The sequence below is a fragment of the Exiguobacterium sp. s192 genome (assembly GCF_018618795.1).
GTDB lineage: Bacteria > Bacillota > Bacilli > Exiguobacteriales > Exiguobacteriaceae > Exiguobacterium_A > Exiguobacterium_A undae.
This window is the reverse complement of record NZ_JACSMS010000007.1, coordinates 116,276-138,635: the sequence shown is the minus strand read 5'-3', so window position 1 is coordinate 138,635 and position 22,360 is coordinate 116,276. Positions and strand designations below refer to the sequence as shown.

Sequence of the window (22,360 nt, the reverse complement as noted above, 5' to 3'; positions counted from 1 at the left end):
ATTCATCTTGTTTACAAAAAATAAAATTATCTTTCTTAGCTATTAATATTTGTAATTCAAGTTAAATCAGATTAAGATAGACAACAGATAGAACGACCGTATAGAAATGTGTACTGCCAGTTCATTAAGGAGGAAACCCATGCAACACGAAAAATCTGCTTCCGCTCGTCCCCCCTATGGCATCATTGCCGTACTGATGATCGGTGCCTTTATTGCTTTTTTAAACAACACGTTACTTAACATCGCCCTTCCTTCCATCATGAAGGATTTGAACATTGAAACCTCGACCGTTCAATGGTTGTCGACGGGTTTCATGCTCGTTAACGGGATTTTAATCCCAACTTCCGCTTTCCTGATTCAAAAATTCTCGGTCCGCCGCCTGTTTCTGCTGGCGATGACCTTGTTCTCGCTCGGGACGATTCTTGCCGGCTTTGCGGATGCCTTCCCGGTCCTGCTCGCCGGTCGGATGATTCAGGCTTCTGGATCTGCCATCATGATGCCTCTGTTGATGAACGTCATGCTCGTCAGTTTTCCGATTGAAAAACGCGGCACCGCGATGGGCTTCTTCGGTCTCATCATGATGGGTGCACCGGCCATCGGTCCGACACTATCCGGCTGGATCATCGAGCATTACGATTGGCGGATGTTGTTCCATTTCATCACGCCGATCGCCTTGATCGTTCTAGTGACCGGATTCGTCTTACTCCGTGACGTCAAAGAACGGTCCAATGCCAAGCTCGACTTTACGTCGGTCATCTTGTCTTCCTTTGGATTCGGAGGTCTGTTGTACGGCTTCAGTTCTGCCGGTTCTAAAGGATGGGACAGTCTCCATGTCATCTTGGCCTTGATCATCGGAGTTGTCGCCCTCGTCACGTTCATCCTGCGTCAATTGAAGATGGAACGTCCGATGCTCAACTTTAAAATTTACCGGTATCCGATGTTCGCCCTGTCGTCAGTCATCTCGATGGTCGTGACGATCGCGATGTTCTCCGGGATGTTGCTCTTACCGATCTACGTTCAGACGATTCGCGGTATCTCTCCCCTCGATGCCGGTTTGATGTTACTGCCGGGAGCCATCTTGATGGCTGTCATGTCGCCGATCAACGGAAAACTGTTTGATAAGATTGGTGGACGTCCGCTTGCGATTACCGGATTGTTCATCACGGTCGTCACGAGTTACTACTTCAGTCAGCTTGAGATGGATACGACGTATACGCATTTGATCATCCTGTATTCTCTCCGGATGTTCGGAATGTCGATGGTCATGATGCCGGTTTCGACGAACGGACTGAACCAGTTGCCTACCCGTTACTACCCGCACGGGACAGCGATGAACAATACGTTACAGCAAGTCTCCGGTGCAATCGGAACAGCTCTGCTCGTCACGATCATGTCGACCCATGCGAAGACACGCGGGACGGAACTCGCGCAGGAAGCGGCGAAAAACATGACGAGTCAACCGACTGCCGAGGCTGCTGCTGCCATGAAACAGCAAATCGTCATGCAGGCGACGCTCGACGGCATCAACTATGCCTTCTTCATCTCGACGTTTATCGCCGGTCTTGCGTTTGTGCTCTCGTTCTTCATCAAACGAGCGACACAAGCCGAAGATATCATCAGCAACCGGTCGTTGAATGAACAAATCGTCAAACCGCAAGTCTCAAATCAGTAAATCAATTAGTTCTTACGACCGCTTTGTTCTTTTAGATGAAGCGGTTTTTTTATTTCCAATCTTTATACTGGTACCCCCCATACCTATATGATATAGTCTAACTAGACAAAGAAACCAAAAGGAGGTACCCTCTCATGGCGCATGATCACCCGATTGTTCCCCGCTCATCCGAGGAACAAGATGCCTTAACGAAACGCTTAAAACGGATTGAAGGTCAAGTCCGCGGCATTGCCAAAATGGTCGCGGAAGACCGCTACTGCATTGATATCTTGACCCAGACCGCATCGATTCAGGCCGCACTCCGGCAAGTCGAGCTGCAGATCATCGAACGTCACGTCAAGATGTGTATGCACGATGCTGCAACCGGTAACGAGGACACGGATGTGTATGTCGATGAACTGATGGCCGTCATCGCGCGTCTCAAGAAGTAAGGAGGGATCCAGATGTCGAAAACGATTGAACTCAACATCGAAGGCATGACCTGTGCTGCCTGCTCCGCACGGATTGAAAAGGTCTTAAATCGGATGGACGGTGTCGAAGCGACGGTCAACCTGCCGCTTGAGACTGCTCGAATTGCTGTTCCGGACGACATGGAAGAGCAGACGATCCTCGATAAGATAAAAAAAGTCGGCTACAGCGCCACGCTTAAGACGACTCCGCACGAACAGGTTCAAAACCGCCGGATGCTCTACCGCTTTTGGATCGCCGCCTTGTTGTCTTTGCCGTTGTTGCTCAGCATGGTGTCACACATCCCGAATAGTCTGGTCCATTTGCCATTCCTGATGAATCCGTGGCTCCAGTTCACGCTGGCGACACCGGTCCAGTTCATCATCGGTGCTCCGTTCTATATCGGAGCCTATAAGAGCCTGCGCAGCGGAAGCGCCAATATGGATGTCCTCGTCGCCCTCGGGACATCGGCTGCCTACTTTTATTCGGTCGCGGAAATGCTGATCCATCCGGCGATGCCGAATCTCTATTTTGAGACCAGCGCCGTGTTGATCACACTTGTCCTTCTTGGAAAAGTCCTCGAGGACCGTGCCAAACAACAAACGACGGGTGCCATTAAAAGTCTTCTTTCCTTACAGGCGACCGATGCGGTTGTCCTGGAACAAGGCATCGAACGGACCGTCCCGATGGATCAGATCCAAACCGGAATGCAGCTCGTCGTAAAACCGGGACAAAAAATCCCGGTGGACGGAATGATTGTATCCGGTGATGCCTATCTCGACGAATCGATGTTGACCGGTGAACCGCTTCCGGTCCATAAAACGAACAACGACGCCGTCATCGGAGGCACATTAAACACGAACGGACATCTCGTGATTGAAGCGACAAAAGTTGGTCAGGAGACGATGCTTGCGAACATCATCCGTGTCGTCGAACAAGCGCAGACGGAAAAAGCGCCGATTCAGCGGCAGGCCGACCGGATTTCCGGTGTCTTCGTTCCGATCGTCGTCGCCATCGCCTTGCTGACGTTAGCGGTCTGGTGGTGGACGACCGGTTCGTTCGCGGAAGCGATTCGTCCGGCAATCGCCGTGCTTGTCATCGCCTGTCCGTGTGCCCTTGGACTTGCGACACCGACTTCCATCATGGTCGGAACGGGCAAAGGAGCCGAACATGGTGTGTTATTTAAAGGTGGCGCCCAACTCGAGTCGTTACAGCATGTCGACGCCGTTGTCTTTGATAAGACGGGAACGTTGACAGTTGGCCGGCCTGTCGTCGTCAAGACGTTTGGTCAGGAGGAAGCCCTTGATTTTGCGGCAGCACTTGAGAAAAAATCGGAACACCCGCTTGCGCATGCGATTACGGAGGAAAGGGATGTCGTCTTTGACATCGACCGCTTCACCGTTGATGCCGGACGAGGTGTCAGCGGAGTGATTTTAGGGCGTGACGTGATCGTCGGATCGGCACGCATGATGCGGGAACGTAATCTTGCTCTCCCTGACTGGTCGGCTGCCGGCGCTACATTCGTGTATGTCGCAGTTGATCAGGAAATCAAAGCCGGATACGCCATCCGGGATGAACTGAAACCTACCACCAAGCAGGTCATTCAAGAACTGCAACAAACAAAAGCAGTCTACCTGTTGACCGGTGACCGGCGGGAAGTCGCGGACCAGCTGGCAGTCGAACTTGGTATTCCGCAAGATCACGTCTTCGCTGATGTGTTACCGGTTGAAAAAGCTGACCACGTCAAAGCATTGCAGGCAACGGGACGGCGGGTCGCCATGGTCGGGGACGGCATCAATGACGCGCCGGCACTGGCGACGGCCGATGTCGGGATTGCGCTTGGCAGCGGGACAGACGTCGCACTCGAAGCGGCAGACGTCACATTACTTGGACACGACCTGCAGCAAGTCGTCACCGCCGTTCGGCTCAGTGAACAGACGATGAAAAACATTCGGCAAAATCTGGTCTTCGCCCTCGGATACAACACAATCGGGATTCCGATTGCCTGCCTCGGCCTCCTCGCCCCTTGGGTCGCAGGTGCCGCCATGGCATTCAGCTCTGTTTCCGTCGTCACAAATGCGTTACGCTTAAAACGTATTCCATTATCTAAAGGAGGACATCTATCATGAAAGAAACAACCATCCCTGTTATCGGTATGACATGTAATCACTGTAAAGCGAGTGTCGAATCGGCACTAAATGAGTTGGACGGTGTAACCAACGCAACGGTTTCACTTGCGGACAACACGGTCACGGTGACACACGAAGACGTCACGACAGAACGTCTTGTCGACGCCATTGAAGAAATCGGATACGACGTTCCATCCGCTTAAATATTTTGCGCCAAACTGTCTGAAACACGCAGTTCGGCTTTTTTTTTTTGAAAAAAACGGGAATGGTTCTACAAGGAGGGGTTCGTATGGTACCGAAAATCGAATTCGTAGAACACTTCGATGACAACAAAGGAAAACGATTTAAAATCGAACTTTGGAATCTCGGAACCTTCACATTCAGCGCTGAGTCAGCCAAAGGACCTGTCACCCGCTTTACGTCGATCGACATTCAGTTCGTTCAAGGTTGTGTCAGCCGGATGCGGACAATCGTCGACGCCAAAAAAGCCTTTCAAGAGGATCAACCTGTCTAATTATTGTTTGACACATATAGCACGTACCCTTCATTTCAGAAGAGGTCATTTCACTCATGGTCCAAGACCGTGAGTTTTTTTGTTTCAGGTCAATGTTTTATCAGCCAGAACTAAATTTTATAGAAAACGATTATCGGATTTCCAGAAACAGCCGATAACAAACAAGACACTAAAAATCTTAATTCCAAGAAAATCGGGGGCAAATCGTGCGCAATCCATTTAAAACTAAATCATCGACGTCGACCTATCAGGCGATAATCGGATTTCCAGACAAACGACTCATTACGAAAACAAGTGATCCGAGCTTAACAGGACGCTTAGAATACATGGGCTACACGGAAGAACACCTGCAAACCTTAAAAGCGATGGCACCTGTCGTCAACAGCATCTTGGATGAAGTCCTCGAGCAAGTACTCGATCATTTGCTTCTGCATCCAGAGATGGTCCAGATTGCTCAAAACTCATCGACACGGGAACGGCTGAAAAAAGTGTTTGCTGACTACTTCGGCAGTTTATTGACCGGTAACATGGATGATAAGTTCTTGGCGATGCGGACCCGAATGGGGAAAACGCATAACCGCAACTTCGTTCCGGTGACCTGGTTCATCGCTTCTTACGCAGCGTTTAATACATTGTTGATTCCGAAAATCGTTGAGCATTTCCAACACGATCCGGCTCAGTTGTCGAATGTCATTTTAGCGCTCAACCACGCGATGAATCTCGATGCGCAAATCGTGACGAGTCAATATGTGGATGCCCGTTTACATGAAGTCAGTGCAGCAAACGAATCACGGAGCCGTCTGTTACAAGACGTCGTGCGTGTCAGCCAGGAAGTCGCAAGCACTGTCGAACAGACGGAAGGTGCGATCTCGGAAACGAGTCGTCGCGCGACACAAATCTTATCTGAAACCGATCAAACGGAAAAGACAAGCCGCAATCTGGTCGGATTGACATCAGAAAATGAAACGCAGATGGAAAAAATGGAGCAACAATTCGTCCAATCGACGGAACAAGTCAGCACATCGTTGACAAGCATTCAGCAACTGAAAACGACGTCGGATGAAATCGTCAAGATGACACAAGGAATTGAAGACATCGCGAATCAGACGAACCTGCTTGCCTTGAATGCGTCGATTGAAGCCGCCCGGGCCGGTGAACACGGGAAAGGTTTCTCCGTCGTTGCGATTGAAGTCCGCAACTTGGCGGAAAACGCGAAGTTACTCAGCAGCAGCATCAATACATTAATTCAAAAAAACAACGGAAACATCAACGAGTTGGTGTCACAGATGGAGGACATCACCCGTTCGAACTCCGCTTCCCGCAATGAGTTGCAACAAGTGAAAGTCGGGATCCACACCGTTAAAAAAGAGATGGAAAACTATTTGGACATGTTCGGACGTAATAAAAACGATTTAAGTCAAATCGTCCAAACGATCCAAGGCATCAGTCAAACGACACAAGGGTTGTCTGCTTTAACAACGGATCTCGTCGCGGCTTCTGAAGTCAACGCGTAATTCCGCCGGCAATCGTTTTTCCAATCCGTTTTGACTAAACAAAAGGACCAATCCGTTATGGATTGGTCCTTTTGTTATTTCTCCTGTTCCGCCGTCACGACCAATCGTTCATCGTACCCTTTCGATTGGGTGAACGTTCCGATACAAGTAATCAAGGTTAAACGTTGTGCAAGTGTCGCACCAAAAATCGATCCGACAGGTGCTTGATCAACGGGATAAGACTTCACGTTTGTCACCACGTATGAGACTTTCTCACCCGTTTTTGAACTTACTTCAATCCGCTGCCCCTGCTTGACCTTCGCTAAATCATAAAAAACTGCCGGTCCATCCGTATCATCTAAATGACCCGCCAAAATGACATTGCCGGTCTGGTTGGCTTTCGCCCCATACTGGTACCATCCGACTTGATCCGTCTGTTTTGGTACGTCCATTCGCCCTTTCGTATCCTTCCCGACGACTTCTACTTTTGTATCCACGTCGATGGTCGGAATACGTAAACGTGCCGGAACAAATGGTTCCGTCTGTTTCTCAGTTGATTTCGGCTTTGGTTGCTCGGCGACAGGTGATGCCGGTTCCTCTGACTGTGGAACGGACGGAGCAGCCGGTTTCTCTGCTCCTCCACACCCAGCGAGCATCACGGTACAGAATAAAAGGAGATTACGCGTTTTCTTTACGACGGACGACATAGGCTGTCCCAACAAGTGCTGCTCCAGCAAGTGCTACGAGTGCCCAAGTTGTTGCCATTGAAGAGTTTTCCGTTGTTCCGCCGAGACCAGTGTCCGGCATTGCTGCCATTTCACCGCCATCTGGAATCAAGAGGACGTCGAAGGCTGGTTCTCCTTCAAGTAAACCAATTGCAAGTGCTGTATAGTTTTTGCCACTGTCGAGCTTGATACCATCCAGTGCTTTGACGACATCTGTCGCACCGGCTGGGCGTACTTCAAGATCATACGTGCCGGCATCCAGTGTACCGTAATCTGAGACTTTCGAGAATTCAAGGTCGCTGAAGAGTGGATCTCCACCTTTTGGAGCGACGTCAACTGCTGGTGCATCCGGTGCAAAGTGAGCGACACGGACCATTGATTTGCCGTCTTCCCCTTTGCCGTTATCTTCCATAACAGCAAGTTTGATGTCTGCTAATTTACCGATTGCCGCAACAGAATAGAATTTTCCCGCTTCGATGTTGAGTGTTTGAGAAAGTACAGGATCTTTTGTTGTACCTGCTGCGAAGACTTCTACTTTATGTTCTCCTTCTGGGAGAGTGAGATAATCTGTGACTGCTTTAAACTCTGCTCCTGAAACTGCTTTTTTGCCATCGACAGCGATGTCAACTGCTGGAGCATCCGGCGAAGCATGAATTACACGTACCATTGCCTGATGGTCCGCTGCGCCTACTGGGAGCACAAAAAGTGCGAATAGCAGAGCAGCTGTAACGAAAGATAAAATCTTTTTCATCTTTTTTTCCACCTCTCATGTCATAATGTATTCCGCTCTCAAACCAACATTTCGTTTTACACTTAGAACATTTCCCTTGTGGTGACATCTTAAACTTAAAGTAAATCACAACCTCTGTAAATGTTTGAGTGTGCTTTTTTTTCAAAAATTGCATATTGCGATTTTATTTTAAATGAAATAAATTATAATTAAAAACAATAGAAAAGAAGGTTTTTAATTATGAATTCATTGGATATGAAGATAATTAAGTTACTTATGCAAGATGCCCGAATGAAGTGGTCGACTCTTGCAAAGCACATCGGCTTATCGGCTCCCGCAACAGCTGACCGCGTCAACCGTTTACAAGAACAAGGGATGATTCGTCGGTTCGAGACTGTTCTCGATCCTGCGCGGCTTGGCTACGATCTTGGCGCATTCGTTGCCGTTTCCCTGGAACGCCCCGAACACCGTGATCCTTTTTTACAACGGATTCAGGAGTTGCCGCATGTTCTTGAATGCCATCATGTCGCAGGAGAAGATGATTATCTGCTGAAAATCCGGTGCCGCAATACCGAAGAATTAGACGATATCATCACGAACCAGATCAAAATCCTGCACGGCATCTCCCGGACGAAAACGACGATTATCATGCGGACATTAAAAGAATCGACGGCTTTACCGCTGCTTCCGGAGGATTGATTCATGGTAATGAACGGTTTCTGATCGGCTTCGCCATCGCAGCTCCAGTTGGACCAATCGGGTTACTCTGTATCCAACGGACACTTCAGTCCGGTAGACGTTTCGGATTCGTGTCCGGTTTAGGGGCCGCCACAGCGGATTTAATTTATGGACTGATCGCTTTATCCGGCTTATCACTGATCCAGCTGTTTGTGACACATACCGTTCCGCTTCAATTCGTCGGCAGTCTGTTTCTCTGTTATTTCGGCGTGAAAACACTTAAGCAGACACATGCGGTTCCGTTATCCAGACCAACTACCTCATTAGCAGTAGCATATGGATCGACCTTATTGCTCACGTTGATGAATCCGATGACGATTCTTGCTTTTTTAGCTATTCTCGCCCGTTTTCAGGAGACAGCCGCATCGCCACTCAGCTTACTGCTTGGTATTTTTATTGGTTCAGCCAGTTGGTGGCTGTTTTTAAGCCAACTGATGCACCTCGTCAAAAAACAAATTTCCCCTGTTCTCTCCCGTTCCATTCAATATTTGTCAGCATTCTTGTTGCTGGGTTTTGGTGGATACGGATTGTATGAACTTCTGATATGACGAAAAGAAAAAAAGGTCAGATTCCGCAAAACGGATCTGACCCTTTCCTTTTTTACTTGATAAACCCAATCATCATTTCACGTAAGACTTTGGCAGCCGCGATTGCCGTCATGTCAGACTGATCATACGCCGGACAGACCTCAACCAAATCGGCTCCAATGACGTCAACATCCGCACGTGCAATCATATGAACGACTTCAAGTAATTCTTTTGTCGTCACACCGCCGATTTCCTGCGTCCCGGTTCCGGGTGCCGCCGAAGGATCGAGCACATCGATATCGATCGTCACGTAGACCTTTTTACCGGCAAGCTTCGGCAAAACGGCTTTTAGCGGTTCGACGATTTCATATTTAAACAAGTTGTAACCGGACGTCTTCGCCCATTCAAACTCTTCTTTCATCCCTGAACGAATGCCGAACGAATAACAGTTTTCCGGTCCAATCAAGTTTGCGATTTTTTTAAGTGGTGTCGAGTGCGACAACGGCTCTCCTTCATACGAATCGCGTAAGTCCGTATGTGCATCAAAGTGCAGCACAACAAAGTCATCATAATGTTTGTCAAAGGCTTTGACGACCGGCCATGTGACGAGGTGTTCGCCCCCCATACCAAGCGGAAACTTTCCTGCCGTCAGCAACGAATCGACGTATTCTTCGATCATGTCGAGTGACTTTTGGGCATTGCCGAACGGCAACGGGATATCGCCGGCATCAAACAATTTCGCATCCGCAATGTCACCATCGAGATACGGACTGTATTCTTCGAGTCCGAGTGACACTTCACGGATCCGGGCTGGACCAAATCGTGAGCCGGGACGGAAACTGACCGTCCAGTCCATCGGCATACCGTACAATACACCTTTTGCATCTTCGTGAGTCGGTTGACTCGCGATAAACACTTTACCTGAGTAAGCTTCATCAAAACGCATCATTATTCCTCCAGTCATAGAAAGGAGTGCCCCTAAAAACGGAACACTCCTGACGTACAATTAAATCGTTAAATCTTTGACGAACTTCGGTAGCGCGAATGCTGCTGTGTGAAGTTCCGGTGTATAGTACTTCGTTTCGATCTCGTGGAAACGCTCTGGTGCGACAGCGAGAGGATCATGTTTTTTCGATCCAATCGTGAATGTCCACAGACCGCTCGGGTAAGTCGGAACGTTGGCAATGTAGAGTTTCGTGATTGGGAAGATTTCTTTGACATCGCGTTGGACGTCACGGATTAAGTCTGGTGTGAACCATGGGTTATCCGACTGTGCGACGAAGATGCCGTCTTCTTTTAATGCTTTTGAGATTCCTGAGTAGAAACCTTTTGTAAACAGGTTAACGGCAGGACCAACAGGTTCTGTCGAATCAACCATGATGACATCATATTCATTGACTGCTTCTGCGATATGCATGAAGCCGTCTCCCACGATGACTTCAACACGTGCGTCGTCGAGACCACCTGCGATGTTTGGTAGATATTTCTTCGAGTATTCGATGACTTTTCCGTCGATTTCGACAAGAACAGCCTTTTCGACTGATGGGTGTTTTAACACTTCGCGGATGACGCCACCGTCTCCTCCACCAACAACCAGAACCGATTTTGGATTCGGGTGTGTGAACAGTGGAACGTGTGCGACCATTTCGTGATATACAAACTCATCTCGATCTGTCGTCATGACCATTCCGTCAAGTAACAACATCGTACCGAACTCGTCCGTCTCAACCATCTCTAGGCGTTGAAACTCCGTTTGTTCGCTCTCATAAACGTGGTTGACACGGAATGTGATACCGTAATCTTCCGTTTGGTGTTCCGTGAACCATAACTTTAATTTTTGTTCCATTTGCGATAGAACCCCTTTCTTTCATCAAGACAAAAGTTGTTCGTATGCGAGTGGCGTTTACGGCGCTTCTTAATCATACAAATGCGAGTATACCGGACTTTGAAAGAAACTTCTATATAATTCGAAAATTTTCAACTGTTTTTTAGTCGACGAATGTGACGATTTCATCCAGGCACCGCCGTTGTTTTTCACGTTTTGGCTCATCCGACCGATAACCGAAGGCGACCATGACAGGGACGGTAAAAACAGATTGATCCAGTAAATCATGTTGTTCCAAAAGGTGTTCGACCGCCTGCTGATCAAATCCTTCGATTGGGCAGGAATCAATCCCGATTTGTGCTGCCGTCGACATCATGTTTCCGAGCGCAATGTAAGCCTGTTTTGCTGACCAATCTGCCATCGCTTTTTCATTGCGACCAATCTGAAAGTCTTCTTCGAGGAACAAGCCATATCGTTTCGTCCGACCGGCTTTCGCTTCGTCTGATAAACCGAGCACATCCATCATATGTTGCACATGTGCCCCATCCGGTTGCATCTGTTCCCCTGTCCGGGCGAGGAAGATGACATAATGGCTCGCGGTCGGCAGTTGACCTTGCGCCCCCCACGAGACGTTCCGGATTTCGTTGCGGAGCGCTTCGTTTTGAATGACAAGCAGATTCCACGGCTCATAGCCAAATGAGCTTGGTGAAAGACGTGCCGTCTCCAAAATAAATGAAAAATCTTCTGATGTTATTTTTTTCGTTGGATCAAAGGATTTAGTTGCATGACGGAACTGAAATGCTTCTAAAATCTGTTGTTTCGTTTGCTCGTGATGCATGGTTGATTCCTCCTAATGATGTGATGACTACTTGATACGATATCAAACCCTTTTCGGCACGTCTGTTATTTTGCTTCGTTGATGTGTGTTACAAAAAAGCAGAAGCGGGAAATAATAAATATTCCTGTTATTTTCGCCCTTAACAACAGGAAGCCTGAACCGCGCCATCAAGGGATTCCCACTGAAAATACTCCATGTCATTGAAGCCCTTCCACTTTTAGTCATTACCCATTGTGATTTGCCAGTTACCTCCAAAGTTTGTTACGGTAAGAACTTGCGTGATAAGGTTTTGTTTTTAAAGAACGCGGGAATTATTAATGTCGTTGTCTAAAAAGAACACAAAACTCACATGTAAAATTCGAAAGAAGGTGTTGAACACGATGGAAAATAAACGAAAAAGTAAGATCACGAACGTCTTTATTGTATCCGTCATTTTCTGTGTGCTCTTTACCATATGGGGAATCTTGCCTGAATCACTCATTGGTGCCGCAAATCTTGGCAATGTTACTGGAATCGCTCAAAACTTTGTCTCAAACGGCTTCGGCTGGCTTTATCTCATTGGGATGAGTGCCTTTTTATTAATTGCTATCTTCTTAATTTTTTCACGTTTCGGTTCGATCCGACTCGGTAAAGACTCAGACCGTCCGGAGTACGGACTCATTTCCTGGTTCGCGATGTTATTCAGTGCCGGTATGGGGATTGGTCTTGTGTTCTGGGGTGTTTCGGAACCACTAACTCACTTCCATACGCCACCGGTCGCGACAAGCGATCCAACGGAAGCTGCTCCGCTCGCCATGCGCTACTCGTTCTTCCACTGGGGTCTTCATCCGTGGGCGCTTTATGCGATCGTTGGTCTTGCCATCGCCTACTCGACGTTCCGTAAAGGACGTCCGGCAACAATCGGTGACACAGTCGCCTCGCTGATGAAACCGAAGTACGAAGCAGCAGGTAAAGGAACGGTTGAAGTACTCGCCATCGTTGCCACTGCGTTTGGTGTCGCGACATCACTTGGTCTTGGTGCTCAACAAATTTCCGGGGGGCTTCATTTCCTCGTCGATAGTATTCCGAACTCATTCTTGACGCAATTGATCATCATCTTAGTCGTATCGGTCCTCTATATGATGAGTGCTGCTTCCGGTCTCGATAAAGGAATCGTTCGTTTAAGTAACGCCAACATCGTCCTCGCGACACTCTTGATGGTCGGAGTTCTGTTCCTCGGACCCTTCAGTTTCATCATGGATTTGTTTGTCCAAACGACAGGCGCCTACTTGCAAAACCTGCCTGTCATGAGTTTCCGGGCATCTGCCTTTAATCCGGATGAACGCGGCTGGATTAATGCGTGGACAATCTTCTACTGGGCGTGGTGGATTTCTTGGTCACCATTCGTCGGAACATTTATCGCCCGTGTTTCAAAGGGACGGACGATCCGTGAGTTCGTTCTTGGTATTATGCTCGTACCAACGATTTTCGGTTTGCTTTGGTTCTCCGTCTTCGGTGGATCTGCCATCTGGAATGAATTGTTCAACAACGTTGATCTCATTTCAACGGTCAACGACAAAGGCGTCGAAACCGGCATGTTTGCCTTGTTCGAGACGTTTGGTGGTCTCGGAACGTTCCTCAGCATCATTGCCGTCTTCTTGATTACGACATTCTTCATCACGTCTGCCGACTCGGCGACTTACGTCCTCGGGATGTTGTCTTCCGGTGGTAGTCTGCTTCCAAGTCTGCGCATCAAGTTGACATGGGGAATCATCCAGTCGTCCATCGCTGCCGTTCTTCTGTATGCCGGCGGGCTCAGTGCCTTGCAGGCAGCCGCTGTTCTCGCAGCCTTCCCGTTCATCTTTGTCGTCGGGATGATGGTGATTGCCCTGTTCATGGATCTTTCCAATGAACCGGATGCTGCCAAAGCAACAGACGATTTGAAAAAAGAAGCGTAACTGTAGTCAGACCCTGTCTCCCTCATGCGGAAGACAGGGTCTTTTTGGTATGCTGAAGATAAGAAAAGAGGTGGGGACTTGCGTCTCAAAAAAAAATGGTTCATTCCACTCGGGATTCTTGCTCTCAGTAGTTGGTTTTTGTACCGGGAAAACAATCAAATCGACACGACGGCAGTAACCGTTCAATCGGATAAACTGCCTGCCGCGTTTGACGACTATAAAATCTTGCAGATTGCCGATTTGCACGGGAAATCGTTTGGTTCTCGTCAGAAGCATCTTTTGAAAAAAATCGACAAGCTTCAGCCCGATCTCATTTTAATGACGGGTGACTTGATCGACTCCCGACGTGACGGTGAGGCAGACGCTCTTCTGCTGATGCAAAAACTAACAGCAGACTACCCTGTCTACTTTGTCACCGGCAATCACGAAGTCCGGCGTAATTTCACGATTTTGCCGAAGCTTGAAAAGCTCGGCGTAACGGTTCTGCGAAATACATCCGTTCCGCTTGAGCGGGAAGGACAGTTCATTGAGTTGCTCGGAATCGACGATCCGACGACGACCCGCTGGAGTGAAGGATTGCAAGAGCCGGACGGAATCCGTCAAAGTCTCGATCAAGCTCAGTCAGCAGTCGACACCAGCGCCTTCCAACTGTTGATGGCGCACCGGCCGGAATACTTGCCGCTGTATGCCGAACGCAACATGGATCTTGTCCTGTCCGGACATGCTCACGGCGGACAAATCCGCCTTCCGTTAACTGACGGGATGTATGCACCGGGTCAAGGATTTTTCCCGGAGCTGACAGCGGGACAGCATACCATCGACCAGACAAAGATGATCATCAGCCGCGGACTTGGCAACAGTCTGTTCCCGTTCCGGATTTTTAATCACCCCGAGCTGATTGTCGTGACATTACGCACGTGATCGATCAAAAGGGGCTGACTCAAAAAAGAATCACTCGTCTCTCCACGCCCTTTCCTCAGGCGAGACACAAGCCCGTTTTCCTGCCTCATTCAGGCAGGAAAGCGGGTCTTATTTGTCTGATAGCGCAAAAATGCGCTTTTTCCTGTAGGAGTTGCGTGTAACGAGTGATTCTTTTTTAACAAGACAAGGGTGGCAGAGTATCATTCTGCCACCCTTGTCTTTGGAGAGACTTACTTTTGAGTCAGCCCCTTGTTTTAAGCCAATGCTTCATGTAATTCCGGTTCTGCATTTTCCCACATCTCCGGTTTATGTGTTTGCAGGAATTCACGCAACAATTGTTTTGATGTCTCATCCATATGACTGACGACGATCCGTCCTTTTAACGATTTGTCCATCTTGTTGACGTGATCCGCCAAAATCTTAAAGCCGCGTCTCGCTTCGACATCAACTAACAGATCACACGCTGCGACGCCGCCGTAATAAAAGCCTTCCGGTTTCCGACCGACCGTCACCCAGACGATCCAGTACGGTTTCCCGTTTGGTGTATCCGCTTTGTCCGTCGTGAACTTAATCCGTTTTTCGATTGCCGCCTTGGCATGCATGGCGCCCATATCGATGTAGGCTTCACCATCTTCCGGTGAGATGATGACTGGTGACATGCTGTTTAGGCTCAACGTTCCGACACCAAATCCACCGTGTCCGTCTGTTGAGTTATCTGAAATGATATTAAAGTTAATTTTCTTTTCCATCGTTTACTCGTCCCCTTTTACCGCTGTTGCTTCTATCATACCGCATCCAACAGTCGGCGCAAGTCTTCGTTTATCGTCTCAGCGTCTCCAGCTGGTCACGTGTGACACGACGAATGGTCGGTAAGCGATGACACTCAAGAGACGTCAGCTCTTCGTGGGCGGGAGGATTCAGCTCTTCTAACTGCACTAAGGCTTGATCATACAGCGTTTGCGCACCGCGTCCAAACAAGATGACCCGCTCGAGTGACGAACATCTTGAACGAATGGCCCGCAATTGTTTAGCCAGCTCCCGAACACGCTCCGAAATTTCTTCTTCAATTTCCGGCGTTGGTTTCCGATTTTGAAAAATCGGCTTAAAACGGATATCATCACGTAACAATGTCAACATCCCGTATCGTTTAGCTTCCTCGTTGCCGACCAGTTCAGCCAGTTCCTTGTCCGTCACGAGGCGTCCAAACGGAATGTTTTGTCCGAACAACACTTCCGCCACCTCGAGACCTTTTGCCCCTGACAGGGGGTACGTATCATCTTCTGGTAAAGCGCGGTCAAAAATCAGTAGCGTATGGATTTTTTTTCGAATCACCGGTTCCATCTCCATGCCTTCACCTCATCCTCATCATTTGTTAATATAAGTACTTCTTGCTTACGACAGGCTACTCCTGTCTTATACCCTTCTTTTTCAATTTCCATGTGCGGTTTGACGCAACCCGGGTGACGTACGGTATACTGATGGCGTGTTGAACTTATGCCAGAAGGAGGAATAGAAATGCCTTACGTTACAGTCAAGATGTTAGCCGGACGTACCGTTGAACAAAAACGTGCTTTGATCGAAAAAGTCACAGCAGCTGTGTCTGAGTCAGTTGATGCACCAAAAGAAAACGTCACTGTCTTCATCGAAGAGATGGAGAAAACCGATTATGGTCAAGCTGGCGTGATGTTCGCTGACAAATAAACACTTCTCAGGAGGAACGATTCTACCGTATCGTTCCTCCTGTTTCATATACTTACCGGAGAAAGGATGAATTATCATGGCAACATTCAGCTTACTCGGCGCAACCGGGAGAACGGGACGACCATTACTCGACTTACTGCTGCAAGAAGGACACGAGGTGCACGCACTCGTTCGTTCTGAGCAACACGGTTTGCCTGATCATCCCCATCTGACAGTCATCCAGGGTGACGCCACCGACGTGGATGATCTCGAACGCGTCGTTCAAGGGACTTCGGCTGTCTTCAGCTGTCTCGGAACCGATCAAAAACAAATTCTTTCGGTAGCGATTCCCCACCTCGTCACAAAGATGAAAGAACAACAGATCGACCGCATCATCTTTGTCGGCACGGCCGGCATTCTGGATGCTTCGGATGAACCCGGCAAGTACCGATTCCAATCGAGCGAATCCCGTCGTCGTTCGACTGTCGCGGCCGAAGATCATCTCAAAGCCTATCTGACGCTGAAAGATGCCGACGTCGATTACACCGTCATCTGCCCGACACAACTCGTCGAAGAAGAAGCAATCGAGGATGTGTTGATTGAATCCAATCGTTTTACGCAAGACACCGGTCCGATTCCACGGATCAATGTCGCCCGCTTTGCGTATGAAGTCTATACGGAAGATCTTTTCCACCGGGAACGGGTCGGGATTGCTTCGCGCGGTTAAAGCAATGAATATGAACAACAAAAAAAGAAGGACCTGATTTTTAAAATCAGGTCCTTCTTTGATTGAGCGACCGGATCGTCACCCCAATTTAAATTACAGTAACACGCTGACGACGATTGCCGTCAAGACGCTGACCAGTGTTGCTCCGTAAAGTAACTTCAGACCAAAGCTTGCTGCGACACTACCTTGACGATCGTCAAGTCCTTTGACCGCACCAGCAATGATTCCGATTGAAGAGAAGTTCGCGAACGAAATCAAGAAGACGGAAACGATTCCGAGTGTCCGCTCTGAGAATTCTTTTGCGTATTCAGGCAAGCTGAGCATCGCGACGAATTCGTTTGTGATCAATTTCGTTGCCATGATACTACCTGCACTGACCGCTTCTGCCCATGGAATCCCCATGATGAAAGCGAACGGTGCGAAGATGTAACCAAGGATGTCTTGGAATGAGATGCCGAGTACCATCAAGAAGATGTCATTGACCATTCCGATCAAGGCGTTGTATCCAATCAACATCGCTCCGACGATGATCGCAACTTTGAATCCGTCCATGATGTATTCGCCGAGCATTTCGAAGAACGTTTGTTTTTCTTCAACGATTTCCAAAATATCTTCTTTTGGATCAACCGTATACGGATTGATGATCGAAACGATCATGAATCCACCAAACAAGTTCAAGACGATGGCTGTGACGACATATTTCGGTTCAACCATTGTCATGTATGCTCCGACGATTGACATCGACACCGTCGACATCGCAGACGCACATAACGTATACAGACGGTTGGGCGGTAATTTACCGATTTGCTTTTTAACCGTGATGAAAACTTCTGACTGACCGATTGCAGCTGACGCTACGGCATTATATGACTCAAGTTGTCCCATGCCGTTGATTTTCGAAAGGACTAAGCCGATCCCGCGCATGAGAAGCGGTAAAATTTTTGTGAACTGTAAAATCCCGATCAAAGCCGAGATGAAAACGATTGGTAACAGGACGTTGATGAAGAATGGTTGTGACCCTTCGTTCGCTAATCCGCCGAAGACGAAGTTGATACCGATTGCTGCATAACTGAGCAATTTATCAAAGACTTGGGCGATCCCTTTAATGATGATAAAACCGAACGACGTATTCAACAGGATGAATCCAAGAACAAGCTGAAGCACTAGCATGACCGCAAGCGGTTTCAATTTGATGCCTTTACGGTTGCTACTGACAAGGAATGCCAAGCCGAACACGACGACAAGTCCAAGTATTGCGATTAAATATTTCACGAGCTATCCCTCAATCCATAGTGTATTTTATCAGTTGTACATAAGTACGAGGTCTGACGTTCAATCTCTTTCCCAAGTACTAGAATAATCAACATTCGGAAGAACTGCAAGGGGTAAAGTTCATTTAGTAACCGCTTTCGTCATTTTCATAAACTTTCAATACAATGTTTTCCATCCGTTCCCGAACATTGGCCCGACTGATGTTCGCCTTCCCATATGCTTTCCAACCGGGATACACATCGATTGTCTCAGGTTCAAAATCAAAAACAGCCGTTAAATCCCACTTTCGGTCATACGAAAATCCGCTCAACTCGATATATTCAGCTAAAAATTGCTCTGCTGCGTCGAGCGATTCGAGCAGCGCCAGATTTAACCGGCAATGGGCGACGTCGACTTCGACCGGGCCTACACAGGCATTGATCCAGTCCACTACGTTATACTTTTCAGCTGATTCGTATAACACATTGACCGGATGGAAATCACGGTGGATGAACCGGATGTGCCGACTCTCTGCCGGCGGTTCTGCTACAGCTCGTTGCCATACTTCAGTTTGTTTCGCCCAAGACGGAACCATTCGTTGCGTCGCATACGGAGCATACTGATACCGGCGTTCCGGGACCGGCAGTTGATGAATACTCACTAACGTCTTGGCCAGTTGTCTGAGATAGGACCGATCAATCGGTTCGAGTCGAACGGTTCCCGGCAGGTGCGTCATTTGAATCCATGGCGGAATGGCACCCTCCTGCGTCAATTGATAATTCTCAACATCCGGTCCAAGATGACCTGCCGCCTGTAACGCAAAAACCTCGTGCGCGACGAGGTCCGGTTCCTGCTTGAGCCATGCAGCGTTTGTATGAATCCGAAAGACACTCTCCCCCGCTCGAAACACATGCGAGGAAGTGGCGCCTTTTAACGGTTCAATCGATTCTTGCTCCAACCCGACACGCCGTAAAATGGTCGCGATGATGTCGTTCATGACTCTTCTCCAAGTAACAATTGATCGATTTGCATCTTCTCATTCGCAAATTCCCGTAAGTCGTGCAGGATTTCTTGGGGATAAAACAGCTTCTCGTCCGTCTGACGCGAATTGGCAATCGCTTGAACGAGGGGCGAGACTTGGGAGATTTCTTTCATCTGACCGCTTTTCATCTGGAGCATGATCGGTTGTTTGCTGATCTCTCCATTGTCCCCGTACAAGTCATACGGCAGGCGGCTGAGCTTGTCTTCGAGCAGATAATAGGTTGGATCAAGACCAATCTGTTCAAATAAGGAACAGAGTTTTTTATGAACACGCGCCCGTTTATCAGCCGGATAATCGACATATTTAAATAATTTCCGGTCGACGAACCGACGTGCCAGATCGCTTAATACCACGTCCTTCTCCTCTGCCCACTGTTGGAAGTAGAAGTAGACAATTGTCTCGTCGAGTGCCAAATAGTTTTTTAAGGACATCTGTTGTGTAAAGAGTGGACTTAAATGAATCGGATCAATCGCAAATTCGTAATCGCCCGTATACAGTTCTTTGGCCCGTTCAAGGATTGCTTTTAATAAATAATCACTCGATCGCGTGACGGGATGGAGATAGACTTGCCAGTACATCTGATAACGCCGCATGATGTAATCTTCGATCGAGTGCATGCCGGACTGCTTGACGACCATCTGATTCGGTGCCGGACGCAGGACACGCAGCATCCGTTCGAGGTCAAACTTCCCGTAACTGACACCGGCGAAGTGCGCATCCCGCAACAGGTAGTCCATCCGGTCGACATCAAGCTGGGAACTGATCATCGTCACGAGCAATTGGTTTGGGTGGGTTTTATTGATGATTGATGCGACTTCTTCCGCAAATCCTTCGCCGACTTGATCCAGGACCTGCTTGATTTCTGTATCCCCCAAAATGATCCGTTCCGTCCATTCCTCATGATCGACGCCAAAGACGTTCTCAAAGGCATGGGAAAAGGGTCCGTGTCCGACGTCGTGCAGCAGCGCCGCGACAAGCGTCAATTCACGGTACTGATCGTCCCAGTCGGCACGACCGTTAAAGACGTCAATCAACTGCCGCGTAATCTCATATACGCCGAGCGAATGGTGGAAACGGGTGTGCTCGGCTCCATGGAACGTCAAAAACGATGTTCCGAGTTGTTTGATCCGGCGCAAGCGCTGAAATTCCTTTGTTCCGATCAATTGCCAGATCAATTGGTCACTGACGTAGATGTAACGATGAACGGGATCCTTAAATACCTTTGTTTCTTTTAATTGCCCCAGTGACTGATACATACACTCTCTCCTTTAATGGTTCGTTCTCTATCGTTTTATTTCGGTCTGAAACGGTTTGTTCCTGTTCCTTCACTTGCTTCTTACAGAAAGTTTACATCGCCTTATGCTATAATGATGTCGCAAATCCAGAAAAAAAGGAACGAGCCTATGGGAATCGAACTCTTAAAACAAGAACATTATCGTATTTTTGATCAAACGTCACTCGGAAACGCCTTTCATGCGACACAATCGTTTGCGATGGACGATACATTATGCGCCTCCGTCGCTACAGAAGGTGCGGCCATCCGCTCGTGGGTCCACCACGAAACCGTCGTCCTCGGAATCCAGGATGCACGTCTTCCTTATCTCGATCAAGGAATCGACGTTTTGCATGCCCATGGTTTTCAACCGGTCATCCGGAATTCCGGCGGCCTTGCCGTCGTTCTCGATGCCGGCGTCCTCAACGTCTCGCTTGTTCTTCCGGAACGCGGCGGGATTGATATCGACAGCGGATATGAAGCGATGCTCGCTCTTGTCCGCCGTATGTTCGCCGAAGAAACCGATGCGATCGTCGCCGGAGAGGTCGTTGGTTCGTATTGTCCCGGATCGTATGATTTATCGATTGCCGGTAAAAAGTTTGCCGGCATCTCACAACGACGTGTCCGCGGAGGCGTCGCTGTCCAAATTTATCTCTGCGTGAACGGCAGTGGCAGTGCCCGAGCGCAACTTGTCCGTGATTTTTACGCTGCCGCCTTACAAGGAGAAACAACTAAATTCGTGTATCCGACCGTCGTCCCGGAAACGATGGCTTCCCTTGAAGAGTTACTGCAGCTTCCGTTAACGGTCGAATCATGTCTCTTGCGTGTCTATCGCTCCTTGATGGAACTCGGCGCGACACTCACACCGTCCGTCTTGAGCGAAATCGAGAACGAACGCTTCGGTGTAAACCTGGGTCGGATGTTGGATCGAAATGAAAAAGTCCTAGGTGAATAAAGGAGAGAACGAACATGATACGTTTTATTACAGACAGTGGTGCCGATGCACCAAAAGAATTACTGAATGCCTATGACTTTACCGTCATGCCGTTTGGCGTATTGATTGGAGAAGATACGTTTTTTGACGGGGAATCCATTTCGCCGCTCGAACTCTACGCCAAAATGCGGGAAGGTGCCGCACCTAAAACGTTCCAAGTCGAGGTGTCACGGATGGTCGAGGTCTTTACGGCGCACTTTAAACAAGGTGACCCGTTTATCTATCTGGCGTTTTCCAGCGAACTGTCCGGTACTTACCAAACCGCGACGATGCTTGCAGCAGAACTCGCTGAAACCTATCCCGATGTCCCGTATGCGATCATCGACACAAAAACCGCTTCGACCGGTCAAGGACTGTTCGTCTTAGACGTCGCTGAATATGCAAAGACGCATTCATTTGAGGAAACGAAGACCTATACGGAACAAAAAATCAGTACCGTCCGACACTTATTTACGGTCGAATCGCTCGAATACTTGATGCGCGGCGGGCGTGTCTCGCGGGCAAGTGCCTTCATCGGCGGTTTGTTGTCGATTCTTCCGCTGTTGACGGTCGAAGACGGGAAACTGATCCCAAAAGAAAAGATCCGTGGTCAGAAAAAGGTCATGAACCGGATCGTCGAATGGATGGAAGAAGCACGTCCTGCCATCGACGGACACCGGATCATCATCGGTCACGGCGACTCGCTCGAACGGGCAGAACAATTAAAACAATTGATCGAAGCCCAGTTCTCTCCAAGTGAAGTCTTGATTACGATTGCCGGAGCGGCCATCGGTTCGCACACCGGACCGGGACTGCTTGTCATCGGCTATGATTTGCCGGCCTGACAGCCGCTTGATTTTATTCACATTAAAAAAATCCGAATGATCCTCCCTCTTCTTGATCAGGAAAGGTTGGATC

24 protein-coding genes are annotated in these 22,360 nt (G+C 48.5%); 14 read left to right on the top strand and 10 right to left on the bottom strand.

Annotated features, from left to right (window positions below):
* Window positions 1–139 precede the first annotated feature (139 nt).
* The 6 genes from KNP87_RS12505 (at window position 140) to KNP87_RS17385 (ending at window position 6,276) form a co-directional block, all read left to right on the top strand.
* Window positions 140–1,672, top strand: coding sequence for a DHA2 family efflux MFS transporter permease subunit (locus KNP87_RS12505; RefSeq protein WP_214721873.1), 1,533 nt, complete (start codon window positions 140–142; stop codon window positions 1,670–1,672).
* 134 nt (window positions 1,673–1,806) lie between these two features.
* Window positions 1,807–2,103 carry a metal-sensitive transcriptional regulator gene (locus tag KNP87_RS12500; protein WP_214721872.1) on the top strand — a complete coding sequence of 99 codons (297 nt, stop codon included), beginning with the start codon at window positions 1,807–1,809 and terminating at the stop codon, window positions 2,101–2,103.
* 12 nt (window positions 2,104–2,115) lie between these two features.
* Window positions 2,116–4,248: a heavy metal translocating P-type ATPase gene (locus KNP87_RS12495; RefSeq protein WP_214721871.1), complete on the top strand. Its 2,133-nt coding sequence runs from the start codon at window positions 2,116–2,118 to the stop codon at window positions 4,246–4,248.
* The gene (locus KNP87_RS12490; protein ID WP_119923766.1) at window positions 4,245–4,451 is read left to right on the top strand and encodes a cation transporter; all 207 of its coding nucleotides are present in this window, start codon (window positions 4,245–4,247) and stop codon (window positions 4,449–4,451) included. The genes KNP87_RS12495 and KNP87_RS12490 overlap by 4 nt, the downstream gene beginning before the upstream one ends.
* An 86-nt stretch (window positions 4,452–4,537) precedes the next feature.
* On the top strand, window positions 4,538–4,762 hold the full coding sequence (locus tag KNP87_RS12485; RefSeq protein WP_026834165.1) for a hypothetical protein: 225 nt from the start codon (window positions 4,538–4,540) through the stop codon (window positions 4,760–4,762).
* A gap of 206 nt (window positions 4,763–4,968) precedes the next feature.
* Window positions 4,969–6,276 carry a protoglobin domain-containing protein gene (locus KNP87_RS17385; protein ID WP_214721870.1) on the top strand — a complete coding sequence of 436 codons (1,308 nt, stop codon included), beginning with the start codon at window positions 4,969–4,971 and terminating at the stop codon, window positions 6,274–6,276.
* A gap of 74 nt (window positions 6,277–6,350) precedes the next feature.
* Here the strand turns inward: KNP87_RS17385 and KNP87_RS12475 are convergent, their stop codons facing one another.
* Together KNP87_RS12475 and KNP87_RS12470 are read right to left on the bottom strand one after the other, a co-directional pair.
* The gene (locus KNP87_RS12475) at window positions 6,351–6,911 is read right to left on the bottom strand and encodes a class F sortase (RefSeq protein WP_251135584.1); all 561 of its coding nucleotides are present in this window, start codon (window positions 6,909–6,911) and stop codon (window positions 6,351–6,353) included.
* A gap of 22 nt (window positions 6,912–6,933) precedes the next feature.
* A complete protein-coding gene (locus KNP87_RS12470) occupies window positions 6,934–7,731 on the bottom strand; it encodes a DUF4397 domain-containing protein (RefSeq protein ID WP_026834168.1) in 798 nt (265 codons plus the stop codon).
* 219 nt (window positions 7,732–7,950) lie between these two features.
* Here KNP87_RS12470 and KNP87_RS12465 point away from each other — a divergent pair, with 219 nt between their 5' ends.
* Entirely contained in the window at window positions 7,951–8,409 is a 459-nt protein-coding gene (locus tag KNP87_RS12465; RefSeq protein WP_214721869.1) for an Lrp/AsnC family transcriptional regulator, read from the top strand.
* Window positions 8,406–8,996, top strand: a complete 591-nt coding sequence (locus KNP87_RS12460; protein WP_214721868.1) for a LysE family translocator — start codon at window positions 8,406–8,408, stop codon at window positions 8,994–8,996. Before KNP87_RS12465 ends, KNP87_RS12460 begins: the two co-directional genes overlap by 4 nt.
* Before the next feature lie 52 nt (window positions 8,997–9,048).
* Here the strand turns inward: KNP87_RS12460 and speB are convergent, their stop codons facing one another.
* The 3 genes from speB to KNP87_RS12445 all read right to left on the bottom strand — a co-directional run bounded on the left by speB (window position 9,049) and on the right by KNP87_RS12445 (window position 11,638).
* Window positions 9,049–9,921 (bottom strand): agmatinase, encoded by an 873-nt coding sequence (speB, locus tag KNP87_RS12455; RefSeq protein WP_028107152.1) that lies wholly within the window; start codon window positions 9,919–9,921, stop codon window positions 9,049–9,051.
* A 60-nt stretch (window positions 9,922–9,981) separates the two neighbouring features.
* On the bottom strand, window positions 9,982–10,821 hold the full coding sequence (gene speE, locus KNP87_RS12450) for a polyamine aminopropyltransferase (RefSeq protein WP_014969274.1): 840 nt from the start codon (window positions 10,819–10,821) through the stop codon (window positions 9,982–9,984).
* A gap of 142 nt (window positions 10,822–10,963) precedes the next feature.
* The gene (locus KNP87_RS12445) at window positions 10,964–11,638 is read right to left on the bottom strand and encodes an NAD(P)H-dependent oxidoreductase (RefSeq protein ID WP_214721867.1); all 675 of its coding nucleotides are present in this window, start codon (window positions 11,636–11,638) and stop codon (window positions 10,964–10,966) included.
* Between the two features lie 380 nt (window positions 11,639–12,018).
* On the opposite strand from KNP87_RS12445, the gene KNP87_RS12440 reads away from it, so the two are divergent.
* Complete coding sequence (locus tag KNP87_RS12440; protein ID WP_026834173.1) at window positions 12,019–13,575, top strand: BCCT family transporter; 1,557 nt, start codon at window positions 12,019–12,021, stop codon at window positions 13,573–13,575.
* 78 nt (window positions 13,576–13,653) lie between these two features.
* Window positions 13,654–14,496, top strand: coding sequence for a metallophosphoesterase (locus KNP87_RS12435; RefSeq protein ID WP_251135583.1), 843 nt, complete (start codon window positions 13,654–13,656; stop codon window positions 14,494–14,496).
* A 254-nt stretch (window positions 14,497–14,750) separates the two neighbouring features.
* On the opposite strand, the gene KNP87_RS12430 is transcribed toward KNP87_RS12435, so the two are convergent.
* Window positions 14,751–15,245 carry a YwhD family protein gene (locus KNP87_RS12430; protein WP_028107156.1) on the bottom strand — a complete coding sequence of 165 codons (495 nt, stop codon included), beginning with the start codon at window positions 15,243–15,245 and terminating at the stop codon, window positions 14,751–14,753.
* Between the two features lie 70 nt (window positions 15,246–15,315).
* Window positions 15,316–15,843, bottom strand: coding sequence for a hypothetical protein (locus KNP87_RS12425; protein WP_214721865.1), 528 nt, complete (start codon window positions 15,841–15,843; stop codon window positions 15,316–15,318).
* 168 nt (window positions 15,844–16,011) lie between these two features.
* Here KNP87_RS12425 and KNP87_RS12420 point away from each other — a divergent pair, with 168 nt between their 5' ends.
* Window positions 16,012–16,197 (top strand): 2-hydroxymuconate tautomerase, encoded by a 186-nt coding sequence (locus tag KNP87_RS12420; RefSeq protein ID WP_014969267.1) that lies wholly within the window; start codon window positions 16,012–16,014, stop codon window positions 16,195–16,197.
* A gap of 76 nt (window positions 16,198–16,273) precedes the next feature.
* Window positions 16,274–16,903 carry an NAD(P)-dependent oxidoreductase gene (locus tag KNP87_RS12415; protein WP_119923774.1) on the top strand — a complete coding sequence of 210 codons (630 nt, stop codon included), beginning with the start codon at window positions 16,274–16,276 and terminating at the stop codon, window positions 16,901–16,903.
* A gap of 93 nt (window positions 16,904–16,996) precedes the next feature.
* Here the strand turns inward: KNP87_RS12415 and KNP87_RS12410 are convergent, their stop codons facing one another.
* The 3 genes from KNP87_RS12410 to KNP87_RS12400 form a co-directional block, all read right to left on the bottom strand.
* Window positions 16,997–18,175, bottom strand: a complete 1,179-nt coding sequence (locus tag KNP87_RS12410; protein ID WP_028107159.1) for a NupC/NupG family nucleoside CNT transporter — start codon at window positions 18,173–18,175, stop codon at window positions 16,997–16,999.
* Between the two features lie 124 nt (window positions 18,176–18,299).
* Complete coding sequence (locus KNP87_RS12405) at window positions 18,300–19,151, bottom strand: phosphotransferase family protein (protein ID WP_214721864.1); 852 nt, start codon at window positions 19,149–19,151, stop codon at window positions 18,300–18,302.
* On the bottom strand, window positions 19,148–20,452 hold the full coding sequence (locus tag KNP87_RS12400; protein WP_214721863.1) for an HD domain-containing protein: 1,305 nt from the start codon (window positions 20,450–20,452) through the stop codon (window positions 19,148–19,150). The genes KNP87_RS12405 and KNP87_RS12400 overlap by 4 nt, the downstream gene beginning before the upstream one ends.
* Before the next feature lie 147 nt (window positions 20,453–20,599).
* Here KNP87_RS12400 and lipL point away from each other — a divergent pair, with 147 nt between their 5' ends.
* Together lipL and KNP87_RS12390 are read left to right on the top strand one after the other, a co-directional pair.
* On the top strand, window positions 20,600–21,424 hold the full coding sequence (lipL, locus tag KNP87_RS12395) for an octanoyl-[GcvH]:protein N-octanoyltransferase (RefSeq protein WP_147511589.1): 825 nt from the start codon (window positions 20,600–20,602) through the stop codon (window positions 21,422–21,424).
* Between the two features lie 14 nt (window positions 21,425–21,438).
* Entirely contained in the window at window positions 21,439–22,287 is an 849-nt protein-coding gene (locus tag KNP87_RS12390) for a DegV family protein (protein WP_026834182.1), read from the top strand.
* The last annotated feature ends 73 nt before the right edge of the window (window positions 22,288–22,360 follow it).